Genomic DNA, 21,777 nt, shown 5'->3' with positions numbered 1-21,777 from the left:
GGGCTTGCTTACTGCACGCATTTGCTCTGAAATACGTATAAACAAGTTGTTGTTATACAGAAGAGTGCTGCGCTGAGCAGGCTCTTATTTAAAGCTAGAGGATGACACAATTTGGCGGTATTAAAAAGTGCGCTTATCCTGGGAGCCAGTGGATTGGTAGGCCAAAACCTGCTGCGTCTGCTGCTGTTGGATCCCCGTTATGAATCGGTGACCTGTCTGCTCAGGCGTCCCCTGGGACGGCAGCACTACCAGGACCCGGATAACAAACTGCGGCCGGTGGTGATCGATTTTGACACGCTGGATGAGTATCAGGGGTACTTCTCGGTTGACCATGTGTATTGTTGTTTGGGGACTACGTTAAAGAAAGCAGGTGACATCCGTGCCTTTCGCAAGGTCGATTTTGAATATGTACACGTTGCGGCCCAGCTGGCCAGAGCTCAGCGGGCTAATGGGTTTGTGTGGATTTCATCGGTGGGTGCCAATGCCAACAGCAAAAATTACTACCTGCGCGTGAAAGGTGAACTGGAAAACGCGATTATGCGCATGCCGCAGTTACCTAATGCCGCCGCTGTGAGGCCCGGTGTGCTGATTGGCGAGCGCCCTAATGATAACCGTCCACTGGAGCGCTTTGGTGCCGGCATGATGCAACTCTTAAAGCCCTTGCTCATCGGCCGGCTAAAAAAATACCGGGCGGTCTATCCTCATCAGGTGGCTCGCGAAATGATGCGCCACCAGTCCTTCAAATGAGTGGTCGTAGTGCCAAACCCAAAGGGTTTCAGTGCAAACAGTTTTTTGTGGCACACGACCGCTGTGCAATGAAAGTCTCCACAGACAGTTTAATTCTGGGCAGCCTGGTTGAAGTGGGTAATGCACGGCGGGTTCTCGATGTGGGCACCGGTTCAGGTATTCTGGCCTTGATGCTGGCGCAAAAAAGCGCTCCTGCTACGGTGATCACTGCTATTGATATCGATTCGGCAGCGATTGCCCAGGCGAGCCAAAACCGTCTTAACAGCCCCTGGCCTGACAAAATCTCAGTACTACACAGCTCACTTAAGGCCATAGATGGCCCGGGCTGCTTTGACCTGATCGTCTCTAACCCGCCGTATTTCGCTGATGCGGTCAGTCCCACCCGCGCTTATGCGTCGATGGCTCAAAATCGAGGGCAGGCACGAACGGAGCAGACGCTGAGTGTAGAACAATTTTTTGCTGAAACGGCTTTGCTGAGTACTGCTGAGGGCCGGCTTTACTGTATGTATCCTATCACCAGAGAAGCATTGGTGCTGGATAATGCCTTGCAATGTGGGTGGTATTTACAGCATCGGATGGCCGTTCGGCACAATGCCTGTACTCCACCTTACCTTGGGGTGTACTGCTTTGTTCGTGAGCCCTGTAAAGCTACCGCTGAACTGTTAACTATCCGTGCTGAAGATAACCAGTATACGCCCGAGTATAAAACACTCTGCGCTGATTATTACCTTAATTTCTAATTAAAAAGGGATACTGCAGGCACAAAAAAAGCGCGGTAAACGCGCTTTTTATCATCAGCTTAGGTTATTAAGATTTAACCAGCACTGATACTTTATTGATCCCAGCTTCTTTAGCTTGGTTCATTACCTCAACCACTACACCGTGCTCAGTATTCTCGTGAGCCTGGATAGCTGCAGTGTCGGTTGGGTTTTCAGCTAAGTAAGTTTGAATGTTCGCAATAACACGACGAATGTCAACTTCGCGGCCATTCATCATGATAGTACCTGTCTCATCGATACGAATCGACAGAGACTTACTTGGCTGGTTTGATGCGTTTTTATTTTCTGGGCGATTAACATCCAGACCTTTCTCTTTAACGAATGATGTCGTTACGATAAAGAAGATCAGCATGATGAACACAATGTCCAGCATGGGCGTCATGTCGACCTGGGCTTCGTCATCCCCAGAAGTATGCTTTTTTCTTTTCATTTCGTTTTCTTGTCTCTAACACTTGTCTGCCTAGTATACTGTTTGTAACAAAAATATGTAGTAATTTGTACAAACATTATTACTAAAAGCGATAAACTTACTGACTTAGTCGTTCACTTTCGTTAGAAAGCAACATCATTTAGCGGACAGCGCCACACCCAGTTGGTAAAAATACAACTTAAAAGCGTCGTTTAGCTGCTGTCTCAAAATACCATGAGGATAAATGCCAAGTCTAGCCTCTACCGACATTTTTGTCCCCTGAACTAAAAATGCGTTCTTAATTGACTGGTCCTGGATGCAGGCTTCGAAGGCCCTGGCGGCCATTTCGGGTGGTGATGCAAAATAAAAGCTTTTCAATGCCTTATCTGCTTCTACTGAGCGTAAAACGTAGTCGTTAGGGGCACCGCCATCGGCGTCTAAAAACAGCAGTTGAAAGCACTCAGCGAGGCGTAAATTCAAAGGATGTTCGACCAGTTCGGCATCATCCAGCCAGGCCTGTGAGGCAAAAAGCAACGGCTGAGGACGACTCAGAAAACGTTGACTGATGTAATGGTCAAAGGCATGGAACCACTCATGGGCCAGTGCACCGCCGCCGGCATTTTTGGCCAGTGCCAGCTGACGTTTGGCCGGGTGATAGTGAGCGTTGGCGTGTTTTTGGCCGCCGGTACCAAAAGCCAGTGACAGCGAACCATTGAGCGAGACCACCCGCTCATTCACCTGCAATATATCAATTAAATCATACAGTGCATCGAAGAATAGATTGGCCGCAATTTGTTGCTCTGCGGCGGTAACCCATCGGCCTACCGTAATCGACTGAAAGCCGAATAACCGACGAATATCCTGGAACGAGACGTCGGCACCATCGCGGTGACTCTGACCATTACGGTAGTATTGCTGGTGCAGTCGTCCGACAGGCGGTGGACTTTTACCGTCAGAGCTCACTGAGTTCGGTTACCAGTTGAGTACACCAGGTCAGGACCCGTTCATCGGTTTGGTCGTATTGGTTTTCATCATCCAGTGACAGACCAACAAAGTGCGAGCCATCTTCGGTCAGGGCTTTGGACTGGGTAAATTCATAGCCCTGGTTAGGCCAGTAGCCAATAAACTGACAACCGGAAGGCGCAATGGCATCGTGCAGCATGCCCAGTGCATCCTGGAACCAGTCGGCATAGCCGAGTTGGTCGCCCAACCCGTACAGAGCCACTATTTTGCCTGACAGATCGAGCTGGTGGACGTCGTCCCAGCTTGACTCCCAGTCTTCCTGTAATTCACCAAAATCCCAGGTGGATATGCCCAGGATCAGGATATCGTAGGCCGCGGTCTGACTCAGTGATACTTCCTGAATGTTATGTAACTCAACAACCGGCTCGCCAAATAAGGCGTTAAGCTGGTCCTGAATTTTTTCAGCGGCCATTTCGGTATAGCAGGTAGTTGAGCCGTAAAACAGGCCAATTTTTAATCCGGTATCACTCATTTACTGTTCTCTTGCTGGTGTTTCGTCATCCGACAGTTCGGGGGGGAATTCTACCGTGTCGCCGTTACTACACAAGGCAATACAACGAACATTTTCAATTTCCGGATCAATCAGCATCTGGCCAATGGCTGCCTGATTAAGCAGTGCAATACGGTCATTGTTATCGGGATGCCTGTCGTGCACCGACATGTTGCGTCGGCGGGTAAAAATATTGAGCGGTGAACGGGTGCTGTAAAACCACTGGTTTAAACGGTCGAGCCAGCGGATAAGCGTATTTGGAAACGTATTTTTAATGCCACTACAGGTAAATTGGGTGATTTCAGGGCTGTTGCGTCTGAAGCGCAAGCGAACATCATAAACAAAGGAGTAATGCACATCACCAGACAAAATAATAAAGTGTGGTGGCGTTTTATAATGCCGGAAAATATTCAGTATGACGCTGGCGGTGCCTTTATGCGCCATCCAGTTTTCCGCATCGACGGTTAATGCTTTGCCAGCCAGGGTAAACAGTTTCTGGATCACCTCAATAAACTTTACGCCGTAAATGGGCGCGGCAGACACCACAATTACCGCATTCTGACCAATAAGCTGATGCTGAAACTCACAAAGGGCTTCCCAGTCCATCAGCCCGGAAGGTTTGTTCAGGCTGGACTCGCTGCGCCAGCGGCGGGTACGGGTATCCAATACGTGCACCGGTGGCTGGGTGTCCAGCTGATAGTGCCATTGCTCCCACTCAAATAGGGCGTCGATAAAGGCCGGGTGTTTTACCATGCCGTTGGCTGTAAAGTTCTCATTGGCGAGCTTTTCGATGGCGGCAAAACGGTCGGGCTGATTTGCCCAGCCCTGACACAGCCAGTAGCCGGCCAGCGCATTGCCCACCATGCGCCGTGACAACGGATGACCATAGACTTCCTGTTCCCAGCCCCGGGTAAGATTCCAGTCGTCAGTGACATCGTGATCGTCAAAAATCATATAACTGGGAATATGCGCCAGTGCGCGGCGAACCTGAGGTAAGGACTGGCTGAACTGGTCGATAATGTCGGCTTCGCGGTTAAATAAGGCCTGATGGGCCGGGTCGACTTCGTTGGCATTAAAGGCGATATCTGCCCAGAGCGCATCCGACCACACCAATAAATACATCGCAATCACTTCGGCCAGACCAATAAGATGATTCTGCGCATTTACCGAGGTAAAAACCGGCTTTTTTTTGGCGCCGAAAAATAACTTGGATAATGCGGTGTTGGTGGCGACCTGCGGCAATATTTGCTGGCGGTGGTAATAGCAATAAGGGTGGCCATCGAGCTGCGCGGTCGAATCTACAATGGCCTCATCAAGGGTTTCATGAAACAACCCCAGTCGCGCAATCGTCTGCATAATGGCCTGTAGCATGGGGCCCGCTACGTCATCAGCGTAGATTTGATCGCCGGTCATTAGCAGTAAGTCGGGTCTGGTTGCACCGCCGCGACACTCTTCGCCAATCAGCTCGTCAACCCTAACCAGGCTGTCCTGAGAGGGATGGTGGGGCTTACGACAACTGCCGTGCAGGACATTGGCTATCGTCTCGGGGACGCGAAAGTGTAAGGTCGTCTGGCCCGAATAGCACAGCGCAGGCAACTGATTCTGCCAGCGGCGTTGTTGCGCCGTTTGCTTAAACTCGAGTTGATAATGATACAGCGTATCGCTCGCCAAAGGGGCTTCTGCTGTGCAGGTCACCACGTGAATAAAAGCCCGCTCTCCTACCTGGATAACGCGGTCGGTGGTTTCACTGCTTAGTGCCTGTTGGGCCTGACTTACAGCTACTGTGATTTCGGCCGGTTCTGAGGTAACCAGCCAAAGGGTAAAATCAGCCCGCTGCGTATGCCTTAAAATGGGCCCGGCGATAACAAGAGGAAGGGGTGATGAGGTCAAAACTGCTCCTGTAGTAGTTACTGCCAGACTATACGGTGCTGTTCAGTTTCAGGCAAGTGCGCTCAACAGCGCAAGCCGTTTGCTCAACGGGCTTGACCGGGGTGGGTCAGTAGGCGACGATAAGCGCAAAATGACTATGGATTGGACCTGACAATGAAATCAGCCTGGTTTTTAAGCCTGTTAGCGGCGGGCTTATTAAGTGCCTGCAGCAACGACAAACAACCTACCCCTAAAATCGAACCCCAGACGGCACCTGAGGAATACGTGCTGGCCGGCAGCTGGATAATGGAAGCGGCCGGCGGTGTTATGCTGGATCCGCAAACCTCCGGCCTGACCCAGGTTGATGGGATGCTATATACAATCTCTGACGCCAGCGCTAAAGAGTATCAGCGCCGCCGACTGCACCAGCTCGACCCGGCTACCGCCACCCTGGCCGCTCGTCCTGATGACATGGGCATGGCAAGCCGGGTACGCCGCAGTTGCTTTTCCAATTACCTGTCCGACGAGCCGGATTTGGAAGCGCTGGTTGCCGACCCCGAACAACCCAACGTGTTTTATACGGTTACCGAAGATGCCACGCGTACCGGTGCGTTGTCGGACCGTTGCCAGCAGCGCTATGAAGCAACCGGTTCGACTGATTATCCAACGCTTCTGGTGCGTATTGAACAACACGATAACGGCCGTGCAACCATGACTCACGTGCGACCGCTGCAGTATCCTTTATCCTTTGCAGTGGGCGATTTTCCCAATGATGGCATTGAGGGTATGGCGCTGGGGCAGGACCGGACTTTGTATCTGGCCCTTGAACGGGACAATGCGGGTAATCCGAGGGTATTTTCAGTCACCCTTGATAAGGCGTTCTGGGACAGCAGCGACTTTGTCGAGGTGGAAGACCCGGCGTTGCTGGTACCGGCGTTTGATAGCGGCCGTCATCCGATCAACGGACTGGAGTATTATCAGCCTGAAGGGGCTGACAGCGGCTTTTTACTGGCCGCAGCGCGTAACGATAATGAGTTATGGGTGATCGATACCGCAGCGCAGATGCCAACCCGCAAAATAGCATTACAATTTACTGCTCCCAGTGGTGACCCACAAAACTGTTCTGCCGAAGAAGTTATGGATAATGCCTCTATTGAAGGCCTGGCGGTGATAGGTGACACCCTGTGGATGATAAACGATCCGTGGAAGGTAAATTACATGAAGAATCTGCAGTGCCCGGCCAACAAGGCCCGTTACGAGGGGATGGCACCGTTACTGTTTAGCATGCCAATAGATGCCAGTTGGTTTAACTAAATGATTAAATGAGTGGTTAAATAAGAATGCATGACGGGCTGGCATAAACCAGCCCGTTTGCGTTAACGCAGACGATCAGCGAAAGTCTTTTTAAATTTCGCCAGTTTTGGCCCCACAACCATAGCGCAGTACTGATTTTGAGGGTTATTTTTAAAATATGACTGATGGTAATCTTCCGCATCAGAATAATTGGACAGCGGCACTACCTCAGTAACAATAGGCTCCGGCCAGGTCGCCTCTTCCGTCATTTCCCGGATAATCGCTTCCGCTTCGGCCTTTTGCTCATCGTCGTGGTAAAACACGGCACTGCGATATTGGGTACCCACATCATTACCCTGGCGATTCAACTGCGTTGGATCGTGCAACGCAAAAAAGATTTCGAGAATTTCCCGATAGCTGATTTGGTCCGGGTAGTAAGTAAGCTGTACTACTTCTGCATGACCGGTATCGCCTTTACAAACGGCTTCGTAGCTGGGGGCATCGGTGTGACCGCCGGCATAACCCGAGGTGGCCAGTTTAATGCCCTGAACCTGATTAAAGGCTGATTCGATACACCAGAAGCAGCCGCCGGCCAGTGTGGCGGTTGCCGTGGTTTCTGTCGCTGTGGTTGTCATAAAAAACTCCGCATTTTGTTATGCATGAAGTGTGGTGGCGTAAAGACTGATCTTCAAGTCATCCAGGCGATAAATTTGTGCGTATAAGCAAGCATGAATACAAAAACAATGCCACAACTCACCATATTCTATGACGGCGGCTGCCCGCTGTGTGCCATAGAAATGCGCCACCTGAAGCGCCTTAACCAGGATAACAAACTGGCTTTTGTCGATATTATGACCGCGGAATTTAACCAACGCTTTCCCGGACTCGACTGGCAGGCCCTGAACGATCGTATTCACGCCATGCGAGCCGACGGCACGATGCTCATTGGTCTGGATGTGACCTACGAAGCCTGGCGACTGGTGGGCAAAGGCTGGCTGTATGCGCCATTGCGCTGGCCGCTGATAAAACCGCTAGCAGACCGTTTTTACCTGTGGTTTGCCAAACACCGATACCGCATATCCTACTTACTAACCGGGCAAAAACGTTGCCAGCAGTGTGAGCTCAAAAAAACATGAATGTATTAGTGATTGGCAGTAGCGGCGCTATAGGTAAGGCCATTGCGCAGCAAATGCACAAGGCATTTCCACAGGCTACTGTTTATGCGGTGTCGCGTCAGGTGCAGGAGAATGACCACGCGCAGGCAAACCTCAAAGCAATACAGCTTGACACAACGGATGAACAGGCGGTCGCAGACTGGCTGGCAGAATGTAAGCAACACGACATGCAGTTTCACCATGTGGTGTGCACTACCGGTATATTGCACGACAGTGAGGTACAACCGGAAAAACGCCTCGAGGACATCACGCCTGAGGCGCTGCAGCATTACTTTGCCATTAACACTGTATTGCCGATGCTCTGGATAAAACAGCTGGTAGGTTTTTTCCCTTCAGAGCATTCAACCTTAACCGTGCTGAGTGCCCGGGTAGGCAGTATCGAAGATAACGGCCTGGGAGGCTGGTATGGGTACCGGGCCTCCAAGGCGGCACTTAATATGCTGGTGAAAACCGCTGCGGTGGAGTACAAGCGGCGAGCCAAACACACCAGTCTGATTTGCTATCATCCTGGCACAGTGGATTCACAGCTATCTGAGCCTTTTCAGCGTAACGTAAAACCTGAAAAACTGTTTACGCCAGAATTTACCGCGCAGCAACTGGTCACCATGATTCAGCTACGCAAAGTAGATCACAGTCCTTATTTCCTCGACTGGGACAACAAACCCATCCCCTGGTAAGTTGCGCGTACAGCGTTACCCGCCCGCTGGCTGATTGCTTCCGATGAAACCCAAGACTTTTTTACGGGGTATTGATAGTATGCAATTGGAAAAAATCGGACGACAGGACGCAGCCAACCGTCATTACCTATAAAAGAAGTTGTGCGCACCGTTCCGAAATAAAGCAACAATAAAAATCACAAGAGGAACTTATATGAGCGGGACCAGAGAACAGTTCGGATCGCGCCTTGGATTTATTCTGGCCGCCGCAGGCTCTGCGGTAGGCATTGGCAACCTGGTGGGATTTCCGGTGGGCGCTGCAAAAAATGGTGGCGGCGCATTCCTGCTGATGTACGCTATTTTTGTATTCGCCATTTGTTTACCGGTAATGATGGCTGAAATGTCGGTGGGACGACACACCAAGAAAGATCCGTTGGGAGCCTATTCTGATCTCACCGGCAACTCGGCGAAGTGGAAGATTGCCGGTTGGTTATCCATTGTTACCCCTTTTATGATTGCCGTGTTTTATCTGGTGATCACGGTATGGATATTTGGCTATCTGTTTTATGCGGTGACAGGTGATTTAGAATTACTCGCCGACCCGAATACCTTCGGTAACTTTATCAACTCGCCGGTGATATTCGCCTACATGGCCGCCGTATTGGGCATTATGTACGGCATCTTACAGGGCGGTGTTAAACAGGGTATCGAAAAAGCGGCCAAGTTATTGATGCCCACCTTGTTTGTGATGCTGGTTCTGCTGGTGATTTTCGTGCTGACCCAAGACAACGCCATGGCGGGGGTGAGCTTTTATCTGGTACCGGATTTCAGCAAAATTAATGCCTCGGTTATTAACGGCGCTCTGTCGCAGGCTTTCTTTTCGTTAAGTCTGGGCATGGGGATCATGATTACCTATGGTAGTTATATTGATAACCAGTCCGACATTCCTAACTCGGCCAAGCTGGTGGCTATCACCGATACCGCAGTAGCGTTCACGGCCGGCCTGATGATTTTACCTGCGATATTTTCGTTTAATCCGAACATCGATACTACCGAGCTGAGTGAGTCATCAATTAGCATGATCTTCTCATTTTTGCCGCAGATTTTTCTGGCCTTACAAACCAGCATCGGATTTATTGGCGCCAGCATCGTGGCCAGCATTTTCTTCCTGCTGGTATTCTTTGCTGCCATTACTTCCCTGGTGTCTATCTTTGAGGTGCCAGTGGCAGCCTTGATGGACGAAAAAGACTACAGCCGTCGCAAGTCATTGGTGGTACTCGGTGTGCTGCTGGTGGTATTTGCCGCGTTGTGTGCATTGTCGTTTGGCTTTGTGCCGGCCCTGACTTCATTCACCGCTTACGCGGGGGCGGATAAGTCTTTCTTTGATGTAGTATATGACGTGTTCTACGACACGATTTTGCCACTCAATGGCCTGCTAATTTGTATTTTTGTGATGTATCGCTGGAAGCGCCATAACTTCAACAAGGCACTGCAGGTTGGCGCGCCCAACTACAAAGGCAGCTGGGTTGAACGCTATGTGGATATTTCGGTAGGTACGTTTATTCCGCTCATTCTGGCGGTGATATTCGTTAATACCGTGGCGCTGAAATATTTTGGTGTCAGTCTGTTTGGCTAGTCAGTACCGGCCATCAGGCCGGTTGCATTGTCCACGGTGTGGGGTAATTAAGCGTTATCCCGAGGCCGGTAAGGGTTGCCCCGGGGTTAATGTGTTTGCCCGAAGGCACGCTTGCGCTGGTTAATTCGTCACTAAATTCAACGGCTGGTAACCCCCGCCGTTGTGCCATTTGCGGGTAATAGTCTCCGCGCATAGGGTGTTCATCGCTACATAAATGCCAGAGCTTGTTAGCGGGCTTTTGCACTAAAAGTGCCTCTATCACCTTTACCACATCATCAACATGGACCAGGTTTACTACCTGAGTGGCGCCGCTGAGTGTTCGGCCTGCCAGGGTCTTTACCGGATGCCTGTCTGGCCCGGTTAAACCGGCCAGGCGCAATATGTATCCCGAGTCCGGCGCAGTGTTTTGGAGCCATTGCTCAATCTCAACATGGGCTTCGCCAGAGGCGGTGTTTGGCGCTGGCGCGGTAATAGTGGTGATATCGCCTTCCTGATCGCCATAAACCGATGTGGTACTGATAAAAATAAGCTGTTTGGGCGGAACCTGGTTATACAACGCCGATATTAATTGCTGCATGGCTGAGGTAAATTGGCTTAAATCGGTATTGCGTCTGCCCGGCGGAATATTAAGAACAAAGGTGCTGTCGGGGGCTACCGCTAGCAGGTCCTGTGGGTTATCACCCAGCGTAAAAGGGATGGCCTGAATACCTTGCTGACTTAATGCCCTGGCTTTGTCTTCACTACGGGTAGTTCCGTAGATAGTCATCTGAGAACGAAAATGGCTGGCGAGATAACCTCCCAGCCAGCCACAACCACAAAGTATCAGTTTATTTACTTGTTGAGATGTCATTTACGCTACCGGTGTTTGTTTTGCTAAAGCTTAACACTTCCGGTAGCGATTTCATTATTGTTTCAGGGTTGATTTACCGGTGGTTTCCAGTAAATCCAGACCAGATAATCCGGCGATATTCTTCTGCATGCGTGATTCGGCATAGTCGGCTTTGGCCAGCACGGTGCACAATTCTTCAGCTTTGCTTTCCAGCGCATCCGCTTCACCTTCAACCCGTTGCTCAATCATTTCGCCAAAGTTTTCCATGCGATTGGCAAAGGCGTCCATGTCGCCGTCTTCAAACAGCATCTGACGACCAATGGCCATTAGCAGGTGACCGGTAGAACGCTCTACCAGCGACTCAATTTTGTCATCAAACTCTTCGCTCCAGGCGGCATCAGCCCAGTCACCCTCGAGGCCGGTGCTATCGAACTTATACGTGCCGTCGGCAGCGTAAAAGCGCTCGTCAATCTCATTCGACAGGTCGGTAAACAGCGTATCAAAATCTTCCGCCAGGTCATTATTTTCACCCAGCAGTTCGGTGAATACTTCGGTAATGGCGAAGCTGGCAATCTTGATGCCGTCACGGGCAATTTCAACAGTCATAGGAATAGCGGTTTCAATGCTGGTGTAATAATCAGATACCCAACGCTGCTCTTCGCTATCCAGGTTTACTGCCTGGCTATCAACGTATAACTGGTGACTGGGGGTGATCAGCACCTTTTCACCACTCTCGGTGGTGATGGTCAGATCGCCATGGTCAAACGTTACCGAGCCGTGCAGTTCCATATTACATTTATTATCAACTTCAACGTGTGCCAGTGCCGGTTGAGCCATTAAGGCAGAGGTTAAAATCAATGATGCAGCAACAGTTTTCATGGTTATCCTCATTTCTGCTTTAAACAATACGAATGTCGTATCGCAATTCACAGGCCAATCTGTTAAGTTTATTTAAAACAATGGGTTAGGTTTTTTCGTGGTATTCGTTGGCAAATTTAATTCCTATTGTTTTGGAAGTAACACTAATTATTAGCGTATTTGACCATGTTCATTATTCAACGGAATATTGATTTTGCGCATGTTCATTTTTGTTTCCTTAGTGCATAATACGCGCAGAATTTTTATAGGGTAAAGATTATGAGTGACTGGATTGATGCAATTTTATTTGGTGTTGCGTTAGTAGCGTTTACTTTAGGCATGAGCAGCATCGTCATGGGCTTTATGTCTGGCAAAGAGGGCAGCGAAGCCCTGCATGAGCGAATTGAAATGGGCTATCTGGGCGTAAGCGGCCTGGTTATCAGCTTGTTGATGCTCTACGTAATCGGCTAAATAAATCACCGTTAACCTGCTTAGGTATTCGGTAAAAAAGCGCTCTGATGAGCGCTTTTTTTGTGTCAGTCTTTTACTGAGTCCGGGGCATCCTCTGCGGAAGCTTTTGCGCTTGTACTTGCCGGGCCAGACATTGCCGCCAGGTGACTGTCGCGCTGATAAGCCCGCAGGTCAAACAGTGGCAGCATTGCCATAATATGGTCGAAGATATCGGCCTGGACTTTTTCGTAAGCAACCCAGGATTTGTCCCGGCAAAAGCAATAGATTTCCAGCGGTAAACCCAGCTCGTTAGGCGGCAGTTGCCGGACCATCAGAGTCATGTCCTGATTGATTTTCGGGTGCTTGTTTAAATAGGCTTCCAGATAGGCGCGAAATGTGCCGATATTGGTCAGTGCACGGCGATTGAGCAAATCCCCTTCATCGATGGAGTGGTCTTTATGATAACGCTGTAACTCGTCAATTTTGCTTTTAATGTAATCGGCAATAAAGCGAATTTTAGCCACCTCTTGCAGGCTGTTTTCATCAAACAAATGGATGGAGTGAATGTCGATATAAACGGCACGTTTTATACGCCGGCCGCCCGATTCCTGCATGCCCCGCCAATTTTTAATGGCTTCATTGGTCAGTGAATAAGTGGGGATGGTTGAGATAGTATTATCCCAGTTTCTGACCTTTACATTGGTTAATCCCAGTTCGATGATTTCACCGTCGACGCCAAATTTATCAACCTGGATCCAGTCGCCATTGGTAAATAACCGGTTAGCCGTTATCTGAATACCGGCCACAAAACCCAGAATGGTGTCGCGAAAGATCAACAATAAAACTGCGGCGATAGCCGTTAAGCCGGATAACAACAACAGCGGGCTGCGTTCTACTATCAGCGATACGCTGAGTAACATCAGTACGATAAACAGCACCAGCTTGGCAACCTGTACAAAGCCGGTAATCGATGCCTGAGCCGCGAAAGGTGTTGAGTTATACCAGTCTTCAAAGGTATTCAGTAAGGCACTCATCGACAGCGCCGCGACCGTCATTAAGTACAGTAAAGAGCATTTCAGCAGCACGGTATACAGCAGGCTGTCGGTGGTTAGCAGCACATGAGTCGAGGCAAAAATAATCAGGGCCGGCGCCAGGTGAATCAGTCGGTTAAAGAATCCATGGCTGTGCAGTGCATCATCCCAATGTGTTTTGCTTTTCAGGACCCAGCGAGTAACAACCGAATTAAGCATTAATCGGCTAATAAACAGGCCACAGAGAGCCAGAACAAAAATCAGCAGAAGGGAAAAGCTGTTGTACAAGGATCCGTTTAAGACGATATCGGTATCGATTTGTTTAAGCAGTTCAACAAAGTTTTCACGAAGCGTTTCCGCTGTGACCATTTAGTTACCCTTTTTTAATCCAATAATGTTGCGGTCTTTATTCTGCCACAGAGTATTCACCCAGTGTTGGAAACCGGCTTTAAATTCAGCATCGTTATAATAATCGCCAATCGCTTCGCCGGGAATGTCAATCACGTTAACATCTACAATGATTCGTCGCATCTGACCGCACAACATAGCCAGCATAGGATGTTTAGTATTGTCCGGATAAAGAAGCGAAATATCCAGAATGTTGGTGAACAGTTCGCCCATGGTGGCCAGAGTAAAGGCAATACCGCCCGCTTTCGGCGGGAGCAGGTGCTTATAAGGACTCTGTTTGCTGGCATGTTTGATTGGCGTAAAACGTGTGCCTTCCACAAAGTTGATAACCGTAGTGGGCTTGTGGCGGAATTTCTGACAGTGATGCCTGGTGGTCGCAATGTCAGTGCCGCGTTTATGGGGATATTTCTTCAGGTAAGCCGCCGAGTAGCGTTTCATAAACGGCATTTCCAGCGCCCAGGCTGCGAGGCCAACAAACGGCAGCCAGATGAGCTCCTGCTTTAAAAAGAACTTAGGTGCCGGGATCCGAAAGGCCGAAAATTCGATGAGCAGGACAATATCCAGATAGCTTAAGTGATTCGCGACAATCAGGTACCAGTTTTCTTTACTTAGCTCACCTTGCACCCGGTAATCGAGGATAACCGGATTAAACAGCCGGATCAGCGCTAAGCTGCACTTGCCGAAACACAGCAAAAAGAAGTTCATAAGGGGGGCCAGTGCTCGTTGAATCGCCGCAATGGGCAGCACAAAACGCACTAATCCAAACACAATGATCAGGCCGCCCCAGAAGGCCAGGTTGGCCAGCTGCAGAGGTAAATGAACAATAAATATCAGCGGTGCCATTACTACTCTAAGCATTGCTTACACCGTCTTCCAGCATTCTAAGCGCTGGTCTTTGGTGTGCCACTGGTCATTCAGCCACTGCTGAAAGCGAGCACGTTGTTCCGGGTTTTCAAAGTACTCCATGACCTTTACCTCTTCCGGAAACAGCCCTGTTAACGGTTTTACGTCAACATGCAGCTTAATCTTGTTCACCGAGCCATTAATGAAGTCCCAAAACGACGGGGTGCCGCCAGGGTAAAAAATGGTGACATCTATCAGTTGATGAAGCTGGCCGCCCATGGCGTTGAGCACAAAGGCAATGCCGCCGGCCTTGGGTTTTAGCAGATGTTTAAAGGGCGATGACTGACGGGCCTGTTTCTCTTTGGTAAAGCGCGTGCCTTCCACAAAATTCATAATACTGGCCGGTTTGTACTTAAACTTCTCGCAAGCCCTTTTTGTGGTTTCCATATCCTTGCCTTTTAAGTGTGGGTTCTTAGCCAGGAACGATTTGCTGTAGCGTCGCATAAAAGGAAAATCCAGTGCCCACCAGGCCAGGCCTAAAAAAGGCACCCAGATAAGTTGCTGTTTAAGGAAAAACTTCAAAAACGGTATCTCACGGTTAAATACCCGTTGCAGCAATAAAATGTCGACCCAGGACTGATGATTGGCAATGACCAGATACCAGTCATTACGGGACAGACCTTCCAGTCCGGAGATTTCCAGAATGGTGCGGCTGAATAAACGCTGGTTTAGGTTATTCACGCTGATCCAGCCCACCGCACAAGCGTCCAGCAGGTAGGTCATGAAGGTGCGCCACAAGCGCAGCGGAAGAATAAGCTTAAATAAGGCTAAGACCAGCACCAGGGGCACCCAAAACAGGGTATTTAGCCCGTACAGTGACGCCGACAATACGCCGTTCAGGCTTTTTAATAAGGTTTTCACTACAGTCATCTTACCAGTTGCAAAATTGAGCACAGTGTAACGTAAACCGGGCTTAAAACCGATACTTAATCGAATAGAGTCAGCATAAATGTACATTGTTACAGCAATTTTATTGGAACGGCTAAAAGCGCATCCGAGCAGTAACAGTGAGCAACGCCAGCGGACCTGGATGTGGGAATAAGTCTAGCGTTTTTTAACTTTTTATTTACGTTTTGCGGTCCTTCGATTGTGCCTCAGGAGCGATAGGGTATCGTGCGGGTAAATTGATTGTTGAGGCATCTGATGAAATTACCTACGCGTAACAAACCGAACAATGACCTGAGAGTGAAACGCCGGTCGGCAACATTGCTGGCCCTGGCTATGATACTTAGTGCCTGCTCGGGAAGCAGTGAAAATAAAACTAGCAGTGAAAGTGAAGGCTTACAAACTGATCAGGTGTTGCCGTATCAGGATACATCATTACCGATGCCGCAAAGAGTCAGCGATCTGGTGAAAAGGATGTCGCTTGAGGAAAAAGTCGCGCAAATGTACAACGATGCACCGGCGATTGAGCGACTCGATGTACCGGCCTACGACTATTGGAATGAGGCCTTACATGGGGTAGCCCGGGCGGGGGAAGCAACGGTGTTTCCCCAGGCAATCGGCATGGCGGCAATGTGGGACCGGGCGCTGTTAAATGAGATTGCCACGGTCATTTCTGATGAAGGCCGCGCAAAGCACCATGCCTTTAAGCAACGTGGGTTGAGTTATCGTTATACCGGGTTAACTTACTGGTCGCCGAATATTAATATTTTCCGCGATCCGCGCTGGGGACGAGGGCAGGAAACTTACGGGGAAGATCCTTACCTGACCGGCGAACTGGGCGTGGCCTTTATCAACGGGTTGCAAGGCGATGATGAAACGTACTTAAAAACCGCCGCCACCGCCAAGCATTTTGCCGTGCACAACGGGCCGGAAGTCTCCCGCCATTCCGACGATTATGTGGTCTCTGATAAGGACTTGTTCGAAACCTACTTACCGGCTTTCGAGAAGGCGGTAGTGGAGGCCGATGTCGAAGCCGTAATGTGTGCCTACAATCGGGTAAATGGCGCGCCGGCCTGTGGTTCTGACCGTTTACTCAAAGACATCTTACGCAGTGATTATCAGTTTGACGGGCATGTAATGTCGGATTGCGGAGCCATTGCCGATTTTTATGATCCCAAGGCACACAATGTTACACGCTCTCCGGCCGCAGCCGCAGCCTGGGCAGTAAAGAGTGGGACCGATCTGAATTGTGGTACCGGACGCCTGAGCAGTTATGCCAACCTTACCTTTGCTGTACAAAAAGGCTTTATTGAGGAGTCGTTGATAGATCAGGCGGTAGGCCGCCTGATGATGACCCGCTTTAAACTGGGCATGTTCGATCCCGATAGTAGTGTACCTTTTGCTGACATTCCGCTGGAGGTAGTGGGCACAGAAGAGCATTTGGCCCTCACGCAAAAAGCGTCGGAACGTGCCCTGGTATTGCTGAAAAACAATGGCGTGCTGCCGCTTCAAAAAGGGGTTAAAGTGGCAGTGATTGGGCCCAACGCGGATAATCAGGATGTGCTGCTGGGTAACTACAATGGTCTGCCGGTTAATCCGGTTACCGTACTTCAGGGCATCAAAAACTACACGGGCAATGAGGCAGTGCCGTATGCGCCCGGCAGTGCCCTGATTGACGATATTTACGGCCACTGGCAAGTCCTTGATGAATCGGTGTTGTTTCACCGGGATGAATCCGGTGAACTGAGCCCCGGCGTGAAGGTGGAATACTATGCCGTTGCGCGTGAACCGATCACCGATTTCTCCTCATTAAGGGTGCCAGCTGAGCAAACCGGAAGCGCAGTAAATTCTGAGATACTCAATACATTGCAAATGCGTAGCCTGCGCTCACCGGTTAGCGGTAAGTGGCTGGATGACTTTGCTATGGTGGCACACGGCCAGCTTGTGCCACAGACGTCGGGCAGTTACCGATTCGACGGGCCGGGTGAAGTTATGCTTAACGGTGAGTTGGTAAACGGCGCAGTGGCGCTTAATGCAGAGCAAAGCTACGACTTTAAAGTCAGTCATCGGGTGGTATCCAATCCGGTGAGTAACACTGCCGGCGGCCTGCGGGCAGAATGGCAGTTGCGCTGGGTGAATGAGAGCAAAGCGCTGCAGGAAGAAGCCCTGGCAAAAGCGGCCAAAGCCGATGTGGTGGTAATGGCAGTGGGAATTTCTCCTCGCATTGAAGGCGAAGAAATGCCAGTGAAGCTGGATGGCTTTAACTACGGCGATCGCACCAGTATTGCTTTGCCGGAAGAACAGCAGCAACTGATTAAAGCGGTTGAAAAACTGGGTAAACCGGTGGTACTGGTTAACTTTAGTGGCAGTGCCATGGCGCTCAACTGGGAGCAGGACAATGTGGATGCGATTATCCAGGCATTTTATCCGGGCGAAGCCACCGGCACCGCTTTAGCCCGTATTCTCTGGGGCGAAGTCAATCCTTCCGGCCGCCTGCCGGTAACTTTCTATAAAAACCTTGATGGCTTTGCGCCGTTGGATGACTACGCTATGGCCAATCGCACTTACCGTTACTTTGAGGGCGATGTACTGTATCCCTTTGGTTTTGGCCTGGGCTACAGCACCATTCAGTACAGCGGCCTGCAAGCGCCGGATAGTCTGGCTTCCGGTGAGGATTTAACCCTCAGTGTAACGCTTAACAATAGCGGTGAGCAGGCGGCCAGTCAGGTTACCCAGGTCTATGTCAGTATGCCGGATGCCCCGGTAGACACGCCCCGCTTGAGCCTTAAAGGGTTTACCCGTTCGACGATTGATGCGGGCGCACAGCAAACCGTTTCGCTCACGGTAACGGCCGATGAACTGGTGTACATTGATGAGCAGGGACAAAAAGTGCCTTACACCGGTGCCCTTGAGGTTTACATGGGCGATGGCCAGCCTGGTTACGGTAAGCCTGAAGCCGTTGCGCATAAACGTATTCAGTTGCAATAAGGAAGCCTGACGATGTTGAATCGCCTGATGGCCACACTATTACTGTCATGGTCGCTGACTGGCTGTGCGGGCAACACCAACACCAACACCAACACCAACAGCGGACTGGCTGATGCTTATGCGGGGCAGTTTTTGATTGGCACCGCGGTTAAATCCAGTACTCTGATGTCGGCTTTGCCCGACAACAACGCCCCGGAGTGCCGGGAATTTAATGCCTTTACCGCCGAAAACGCGATGAAATGGCAACATGTTCAACCGCAGCCGGGGGCATATTCCTTTGTGATGGCTGATCAGTTAATTCAACTGGCACAGCGGTGTGACGGCCAGGTTATTGGTCATACCCTGGTGTGGCACCAGCAAACCCCGGCCTGGGTGTTTGAAGATGATGCAGGACAGGCGGTGAGTCGTGAAGTCTTACTGTCCCGCCTGCGCGAGCATATCTTTACCCTGGTTGGCCGCTATAAAGGGCAGGTGAGGGGTTGGGATGTTGTGAACGAAGCGCTTAATGACGATGGCACGTTGCGAGATACGCCATGGCGTCGGATCATCGGTGACGATTACATCGAATATGCTTTTAAATATGCCAGGCAGGCCGACCCTTCAGCGCAGCTTTATTACAACGATTACAATCTGTATAAAGCGCAAAAAGTGGCGGGGGCGGTCAGGCTGGTTAAGCAATTAGCCCGTCAGGATATTCATGTGGATGCGGTAGGCATGCAAGGCCATTATTCGCTGGATTACCCGGCGCTCAGTGATGTTGAGCAGAGCATAATCCGCTTAATTGAGGCAGGCACTAACGTAGCGATTACCGAATTGGATGTGACCGTATTGCCGCTGCCTGATAACGCCCATACCGGCGCGGACATCACTCAGAATTTTACTGCCCATCCGGTTTATGACCCTTATGTAGAGGGGTTACCGCCAGCCCGCCAACAGTTACTGGCCGATAAATATGCGGCGCTGTTCTCGCTGTTTCTTAACTATGCAGAACATATTAACCGGGTGACGTTGTGGGGCACTACCGATGGTGATTCGTGGCGCAATAACTGGCCTATTCGCGGGCGCACAGATTACCCGCTGTTACTCGATCGCAAGGGTAATCCCAAAGCGGCTTATCATGGGGTCGTTGGGCTGGTTAACGCTGCACACTAGCGCAGAAAGGCGGTCACAGTAAAGCGAGCGGTGTAGGGGTTTAAATCGGGTGTGAAATTGGCGGCAATATCCCCTGAGTGAAGCAGTGCACAGGGGTAAACCACTGCCCGGTTAAACTGGCAGGGGACTTGTAAAACCCGCTCGAACAGCGGCGTATCACCATTAACAAAGCCTTGCGAGGGCGGCTGTTGTGGTAACTGCTCAGACAGACTTTGCTGATAGCCTGCCAGACTGCTGCGGGTAACAGCTACCTGATCTGTGGGTTTATATCGGTAAAAACTGGTACCGCCGTACGATGGCGGGCACAGGTAGTGGACCATGGCGTATTCGTTGAGTAGCGGGCGGTCAAAATGGGGAATGCACTGTTCCGGGGTTAATTGCTCTGCGGTGCGGGTTACCATGGCGAAATAAGCCTCGCCGGCGGTTAACGTAGTAGCTACCCCGCTGCGATGCAATGCGCTGGTAATGGCGGTCAGGGAGTACTTCAGATAACCGGGCGGAACCGCCATTCTTAGCCCGGGGTAAACCGGCGATAACCGGGGGGGGTGCTGCCGGGTACAGGCATAGTCAATGAGTTGATGAGGGCCCGGTATAAAATCGTCAATCACCCAAACCTGATGGCCAGTGTCCGCTACCGGCAGCGCCTTTATGTCAGTCATTGTTTGCTGCGCAGGATTTGGCAATAAATTCAGCATGGGAAGGCATATAATCTACCGATTTTCTGACTACCCGCTGGATCCCTTCAAGCCGTCGGCGTAACTCCTCCTCGGGAAAAATATCCGCCAGCCCGTGATATCCCTCAGGGCGCAGGCCTTGCCCGTACATCACCTCAAACCAGCTTAAATCATTAAACAGCTCATTGTTAAAGCGGGTGATGCGGCCATTGGCCTTAAACTGATCAATTTTTTCCTGCAAGGTATCGGGAATGGCCATGTGCTTACAGTATCGCCAGAACTCAGTATCCTCGCGCTCGGTAACGTGATAGTGCAGGATCAGGAAATCGCGGATACGGGTAAATTCAAAGTCCATCTCTGTATTGTACTGGTCAATATCACTCTGGCACGGTTGTTGGAACGGAAAATAACTAAAGAATTTGGAAATTGCTACCTGCACCAGATGCAGGCTGGTGGACTCCAGTGGCTCCATAAAGCCGCCGGATAAGCCTACTGCCAGACAGTTCTTATGCCAGAACTTACGCCGTTTACCGGTGACAAAACGGATTTGTCTGGGGTCTGCCAGCAGCTCACCCTCGATATTCAGCCGCAGTGTTTTGTCGGCTTCCTCGTCTGACATAAACTCGCTGCAGTAGACGTGGCCGTTACCAACCCGGTGCTGCAGGGGAATACGCCATTGCCAGCCAGCCTGTTGTGCGGCGGCGCGGGTGAAAGGCCATGGGGTTTCAGTGAGTGAAGACGGTGCGGTTACCGCGCGATCGCAAGGTAACCAGTGACGCCAGTCCTCATAGCCGGCTTTTAATGTTTGCTCGATAAGCAGCGCGCGAAAGCCCGAGCAGTCAATAAAGAAGTCTGCATCATGTTCGCTACCGTTTTCCAGAATCAACGACTGTATAGAGCCGTCGGGCTGTTGACGGACTTCAGTGACTTTGCCTTGGGTACGCTGCACGCCATGGCTTTCGGCCACTTCACGCAGAAATTTAGCATACAGGCCAGCATCGAAATGAAACGCATAGGCGATGTTTGAAAGGGGTGAGTTGCCCGCTTCGAACGGTCGCATAAAACGCTTTTCATTGCAGGCTAACGACGACAGCGTATATTCATCCAGTGGCGCAGCTTTACCTTGCTGGCGCATTTTGAGCCAGTATTGATAAAAGTGCACCCCCTCCATGTTCTTGCCCACTTCACCAAATGCGTGGTAATAGCTGTGGCCAGGCTTGCGCCAGTTTTGAAACTGGATCCCCAGTTTAAAGGTGCCCTGGGTACGTTTTAAAAAGGTATCTTCATCCAGCCCGATTAAGTCGTTAAACAACTGAATTTGTGGAATGGTGGCTTCGCCCACGCCCACAGTACCGATTTCTTCTGATTCAATAACCTGAATATCACAGGGGTGTTTACTTAAAATTTTACCCAGTGCGGCGGCTGTCATCCAGCCAGCCGAGCCGCCGCCCAGAATAATGATTTTTTTTAACGGTGTTTGCATGTCTGCCCCAAAAACAAAAAAATCAGGCCCTGAGCCAGG

At 50.4% G+C, this 21,777-nt stretch carries 21 protein-coding genes; 9 read left to right on the top strand and 12 right to left on the bottom strand.

Going from position 1 to position 21,777, the window contains the following annotated elements; genetic code table 11:
- The first annotated feature begins 111 nt into the window (after window positions 1-111).
- A complete protein-coding gene (locus AC27IB_RS16830) occupies window positions 112-747 on the top strand; it encodes an NAD-dependent epimerase/dehydratase family protein (protein WP_296051448.1) in 636 nt (211 codons plus the stop codon).
- Window positions 744-1,487, top strand: a complete 744-nt coding sequence (locus tag AC27IB_RS16825) for a tRNA1(Val) (adenine(37)-N6)-methyltransferase (RefSeq protein ID WP_487122366.1) — start codon at window positions 744-746, stop codon at window positions 1,485-1,487. The genes AC27IB_RS16830 and AC27IB_RS16825 overlap by 4 nt, the downstream gene beginning before the upstream one ends.
- 67 nt (window positions 1,488-1,554) lie before the next feature.
- Here AC27IB_RS16825 and AC27IB_RS16820 read toward each other — a convergent pair whose 3' ends face one another.
- The 4 genes from AC27IB_RS16820 to AC27IB_RS16805 form a co-directional block, all read right to left on the bottom strand.
- The gene (locus AC27IB_RS16820; protein ID WP_296051444.1) at window positions 1,555-1,956 is read right to left on the bottom strand and encodes an ExbD/TolR family protein; all 402 of its coding nucleotides are present in this window, start codon (window positions 1,954-1,956) and stop codon (window positions 1,555-1,557) included.
- Window positions 1,957-2,091: 135 nt separating this feature from the next.
- Entirely contained in the window at window positions 2,092-2,898 is an 807-nt protein-coding gene (locus AC27IB_RS16815) for a CLCA_X family protein (protein WP_487122364.1), read from the bottom strand.
- On the bottom strand, window positions 2,888-3,430 hold the full coding sequence (gene fldB / locus AC27IB_RS16810; RefSeq protein WP_296051440.1) for a flavodoxin FldB: 543 nt from the start codon (window positions 3,428-3,430) through the stop codon (window positions 2,888-2,890). Before fldB ends, AC27IB_RS16815 begins: the two co-directional genes overlap by 11 nt.
- Window positions 3,431-5,338 carry a metallophosphoesterase family protein gene (locus tag AC27IB_RS16805; RefSeq protein WP_487122362.1) on the bottom strand — a complete coding sequence of 636 codons (1,908 nt, stop codon included), beginning with the start codon at window positions 5,336-5,338 and terminating at the stop codon, window positions 3,431-3,433. It abuts the gene before it with no gap.
- Between the two features lie 153 nt (window positions 5,339-5,491).
- Here AC27IB_RS16805 and AC27IB_RS16800 point away from each other — a divergent pair, with 153 nt between their 5' ends.
- Window positions 5,492-6,631, top strand: coding sequence for a hypothetical protein (locus AC27IB_RS16800; protein ID WP_487122360.1), 1,140 nt, complete (start codon window positions 5,492-5,494; stop codon window positions 6,629-6,631).
- A 62-nt stretch (window positions 6,632-6,693) separates the two neighbouring features.
- Here AC27IB_RS16800 and msrA read toward each other — a convergent pair whose 3' ends face one another.
- A complete protein-coding gene (gene msrA / locus AC27IB_RS16795) occupies window positions 6,694-7,245 on the bottom strand; it encodes a peptide-methionine (S)-S-oxide reductase MsrA (protein WP_296051429.1) in 552 nt (183 codons plus the stop codon).
- A 93-nt stretch (window positions 7,246-7,338) separates the two neighbouring features.
- Here msrA and AC27IB_RS16790 point away from each other — a divergent pair, with 93 nt between their 5' ends.
- From AC27IB_RS16790 to AC27IB_RS16780, 3 genes are all read left to right on the top strand, one after another.
- The gene (locus AC27IB_RS16790; RefSeq protein ID WP_487122358.1) at window positions 7,339-7,746 is read left to right on the top strand and encodes a thiol-disulfide oxidoreductase DCC family protein; all 408 of its coding nucleotides are present in this window, start codon (window positions 7,339-7,341) and stop codon (window positions 7,744-7,746) included.
- Window positions 7,743-8,462, top strand: coding sequence for an SDR family NAD(P)-dependent oxidoreductase (locus AC27IB_RS16785; protein WP_487122356.1), 720 nt, complete (start codon window positions 7,743-7,745; stop codon window positions 8,460-8,462). The genes AC27IB_RS16790 and AC27IB_RS16785 overlap by 4 nt, the downstream gene beginning before the upstream one ends.
- 193 nt (window positions 8,463-8,655) lie before the next feature.
- Window positions 8,656-10,077, top strand: coding sequence for a sodium-dependent transporter (locus tag AC27IB_RS16780; protein WP_296051422.1), 1,422 nt, complete (start codon window positions 8,656-8,658; stop codon window positions 10,075-10,077).
- Between the two features lie 13 nt (window positions 10,078-10,090).
- On the opposite strand, the gene AC27IB_RS16775 is transcribed toward AC27IB_RS16780, so the two are convergent.
- Window positions 10,091-10,927, bottom strand: coding sequence for an SDR family oxidoreductase (locus tag AC27IB_RS16775; RefSeq protein ID WP_487122354.1), 837 nt, complete (start codon window positions 10,925-10,927; stop codon window positions 10,091-10,093).
- 54 nt (window positions 10,928-10,981) lie between these two features.
- A complete protein-coding gene (locus AC27IB_RS16770; protein WP_487122352.1) occupies window positions 10,982-11,785 on the bottom strand; it encodes a YggN family protein in 804 nt (267 codons plus the stop codon).
- Window positions 11,786-12,043: 258 nt separating this feature from the next.
- Here AC27IB_RS16770 and AC27IB_RS16765 point away from each other — a divergent pair, with 258 nt between their 5' ends.
- Complete coding sequence (locus AC27IB_RS16765) at window positions 12,044-12,235, top strand: hypothetical protein (RefSeq protein ID WP_105932886.1); 192 nt, start codon at window positions 12,044-12,046, stop codon at window positions 12,233-12,235.
- A 65-nt stretch (window positions 12,236-12,300) separates the two neighbouring features.
- Here the strand turns inward: AC27IB_RS16765 and AC27IB_RS16760 are convergent, their stop codons facing one another.
- Genes AC27IB_RS16760 through AC27IB_RS16750 form a run of 3 tightly spaced genes read right to left on the bottom strand, consistent with a single transcriptional unit; the run spans window position 12,301 to window position 15,426 of the window.
- Window positions 12,301-13,614 carry a mechanosensitive ion channel family protein gene (locus tag AC27IB_RS16760; protein WP_487122350.1) on the bottom strand — a complete coding sequence of 438 codons (1,314 nt, stop codon included), beginning with the start codon at window positions 13,612-13,614 and terminating at the stop codon, window positions 12,301-12,303.
- On the bottom strand, window positions 13,615-14,511 hold the full coding sequence (locus AC27IB_RS16755) for an acyltransferase (protein ID WP_487122348.1): 897 nt from the start codon (window positions 14,509-14,511) through the stop codon (window positions 13,615-13,617).
- A gap of 3 nt (window positions 14,512-14,514) precedes the next feature.
- Window positions 14,515-15,426, bottom strand: coding sequence for an acyltransferase (locus AC27IB_RS16750; protein WP_487122346.1), 912 nt, complete (start codon window positions 15,424-15,426; stop codon window positions 14,515-14,517).
- Between the two features lie 273 nt (window positions 15,427-15,699).
- On the opposite strand from AC27IB_RS16750, the gene AC27IB_RS16745 reads away from it, so the two are divergent.
- Together AC27IB_RS16745 and AC27IB_RS16740 are read left to right on the top strand one after the other, a co-directional pair.
- Window positions 15,700-18,429 carry a glycoside hydrolase family 3 C-terminal domain-containing protein gene (locus AC27IB_RS16745; protein ID WP_487122344.1) on the top strand — a complete coding sequence of 910 codons (2,730 nt, stop codon included), beginning with the start codon at window positions 15,700-15,702 and terminating at the stop codon, window positions 18,427-18,429.
- A gap of 12 nt (window positions 18,430-18,441) precedes the next feature.
- The gene (locus AC27IB_RS16740; protein ID WP_296049249.1) at window positions 18,442-19,581 is read left to right on the top strand and encodes an endo-1,4-beta-xylanase; all 1,140 of its coding nucleotides are present in this window, start codon (window positions 18,442-18,444) and stop codon (window positions 19,579-19,581) included.
- Here the strand turns inward: AC27IB_RS16740 and AC27IB_RS16735 are convergent.
- Entirely contained in the window at window positions 19,578-20,240 is a 663-nt protein-coding gene (locus AC27IB_RS16735; RefSeq protein ID WP_296049247.1) for a DUF6445 family protein, read from the bottom strand. The genes AC27IB_RS16740 and AC27IB_RS16735 overlap by 4 nt on opposite strands.
- A complete protein-coding gene (locus tag AC27IB_RS16730) occupies window positions 20,233-21,738 on the bottom strand; it encodes a tryptophan halogenase family protein (RefSeq protein WP_296049246.1) in 1,506 nt (501 codons plus the stop codon). Before AC27IB_RS16730 ends, AC27IB_RS16735 begins: the two co-directional genes overlap by 8 nt.
- Between the last annotated feature and the right edge of the window lie 39 nt (window positions 21,739-21,777).

The organism is Alteromonas sp. 4NH20-0104, from assembly GCF_057547795.1.
This window is presented reverse-complemented; position numbering and strand designations above follow the sequence as displayed.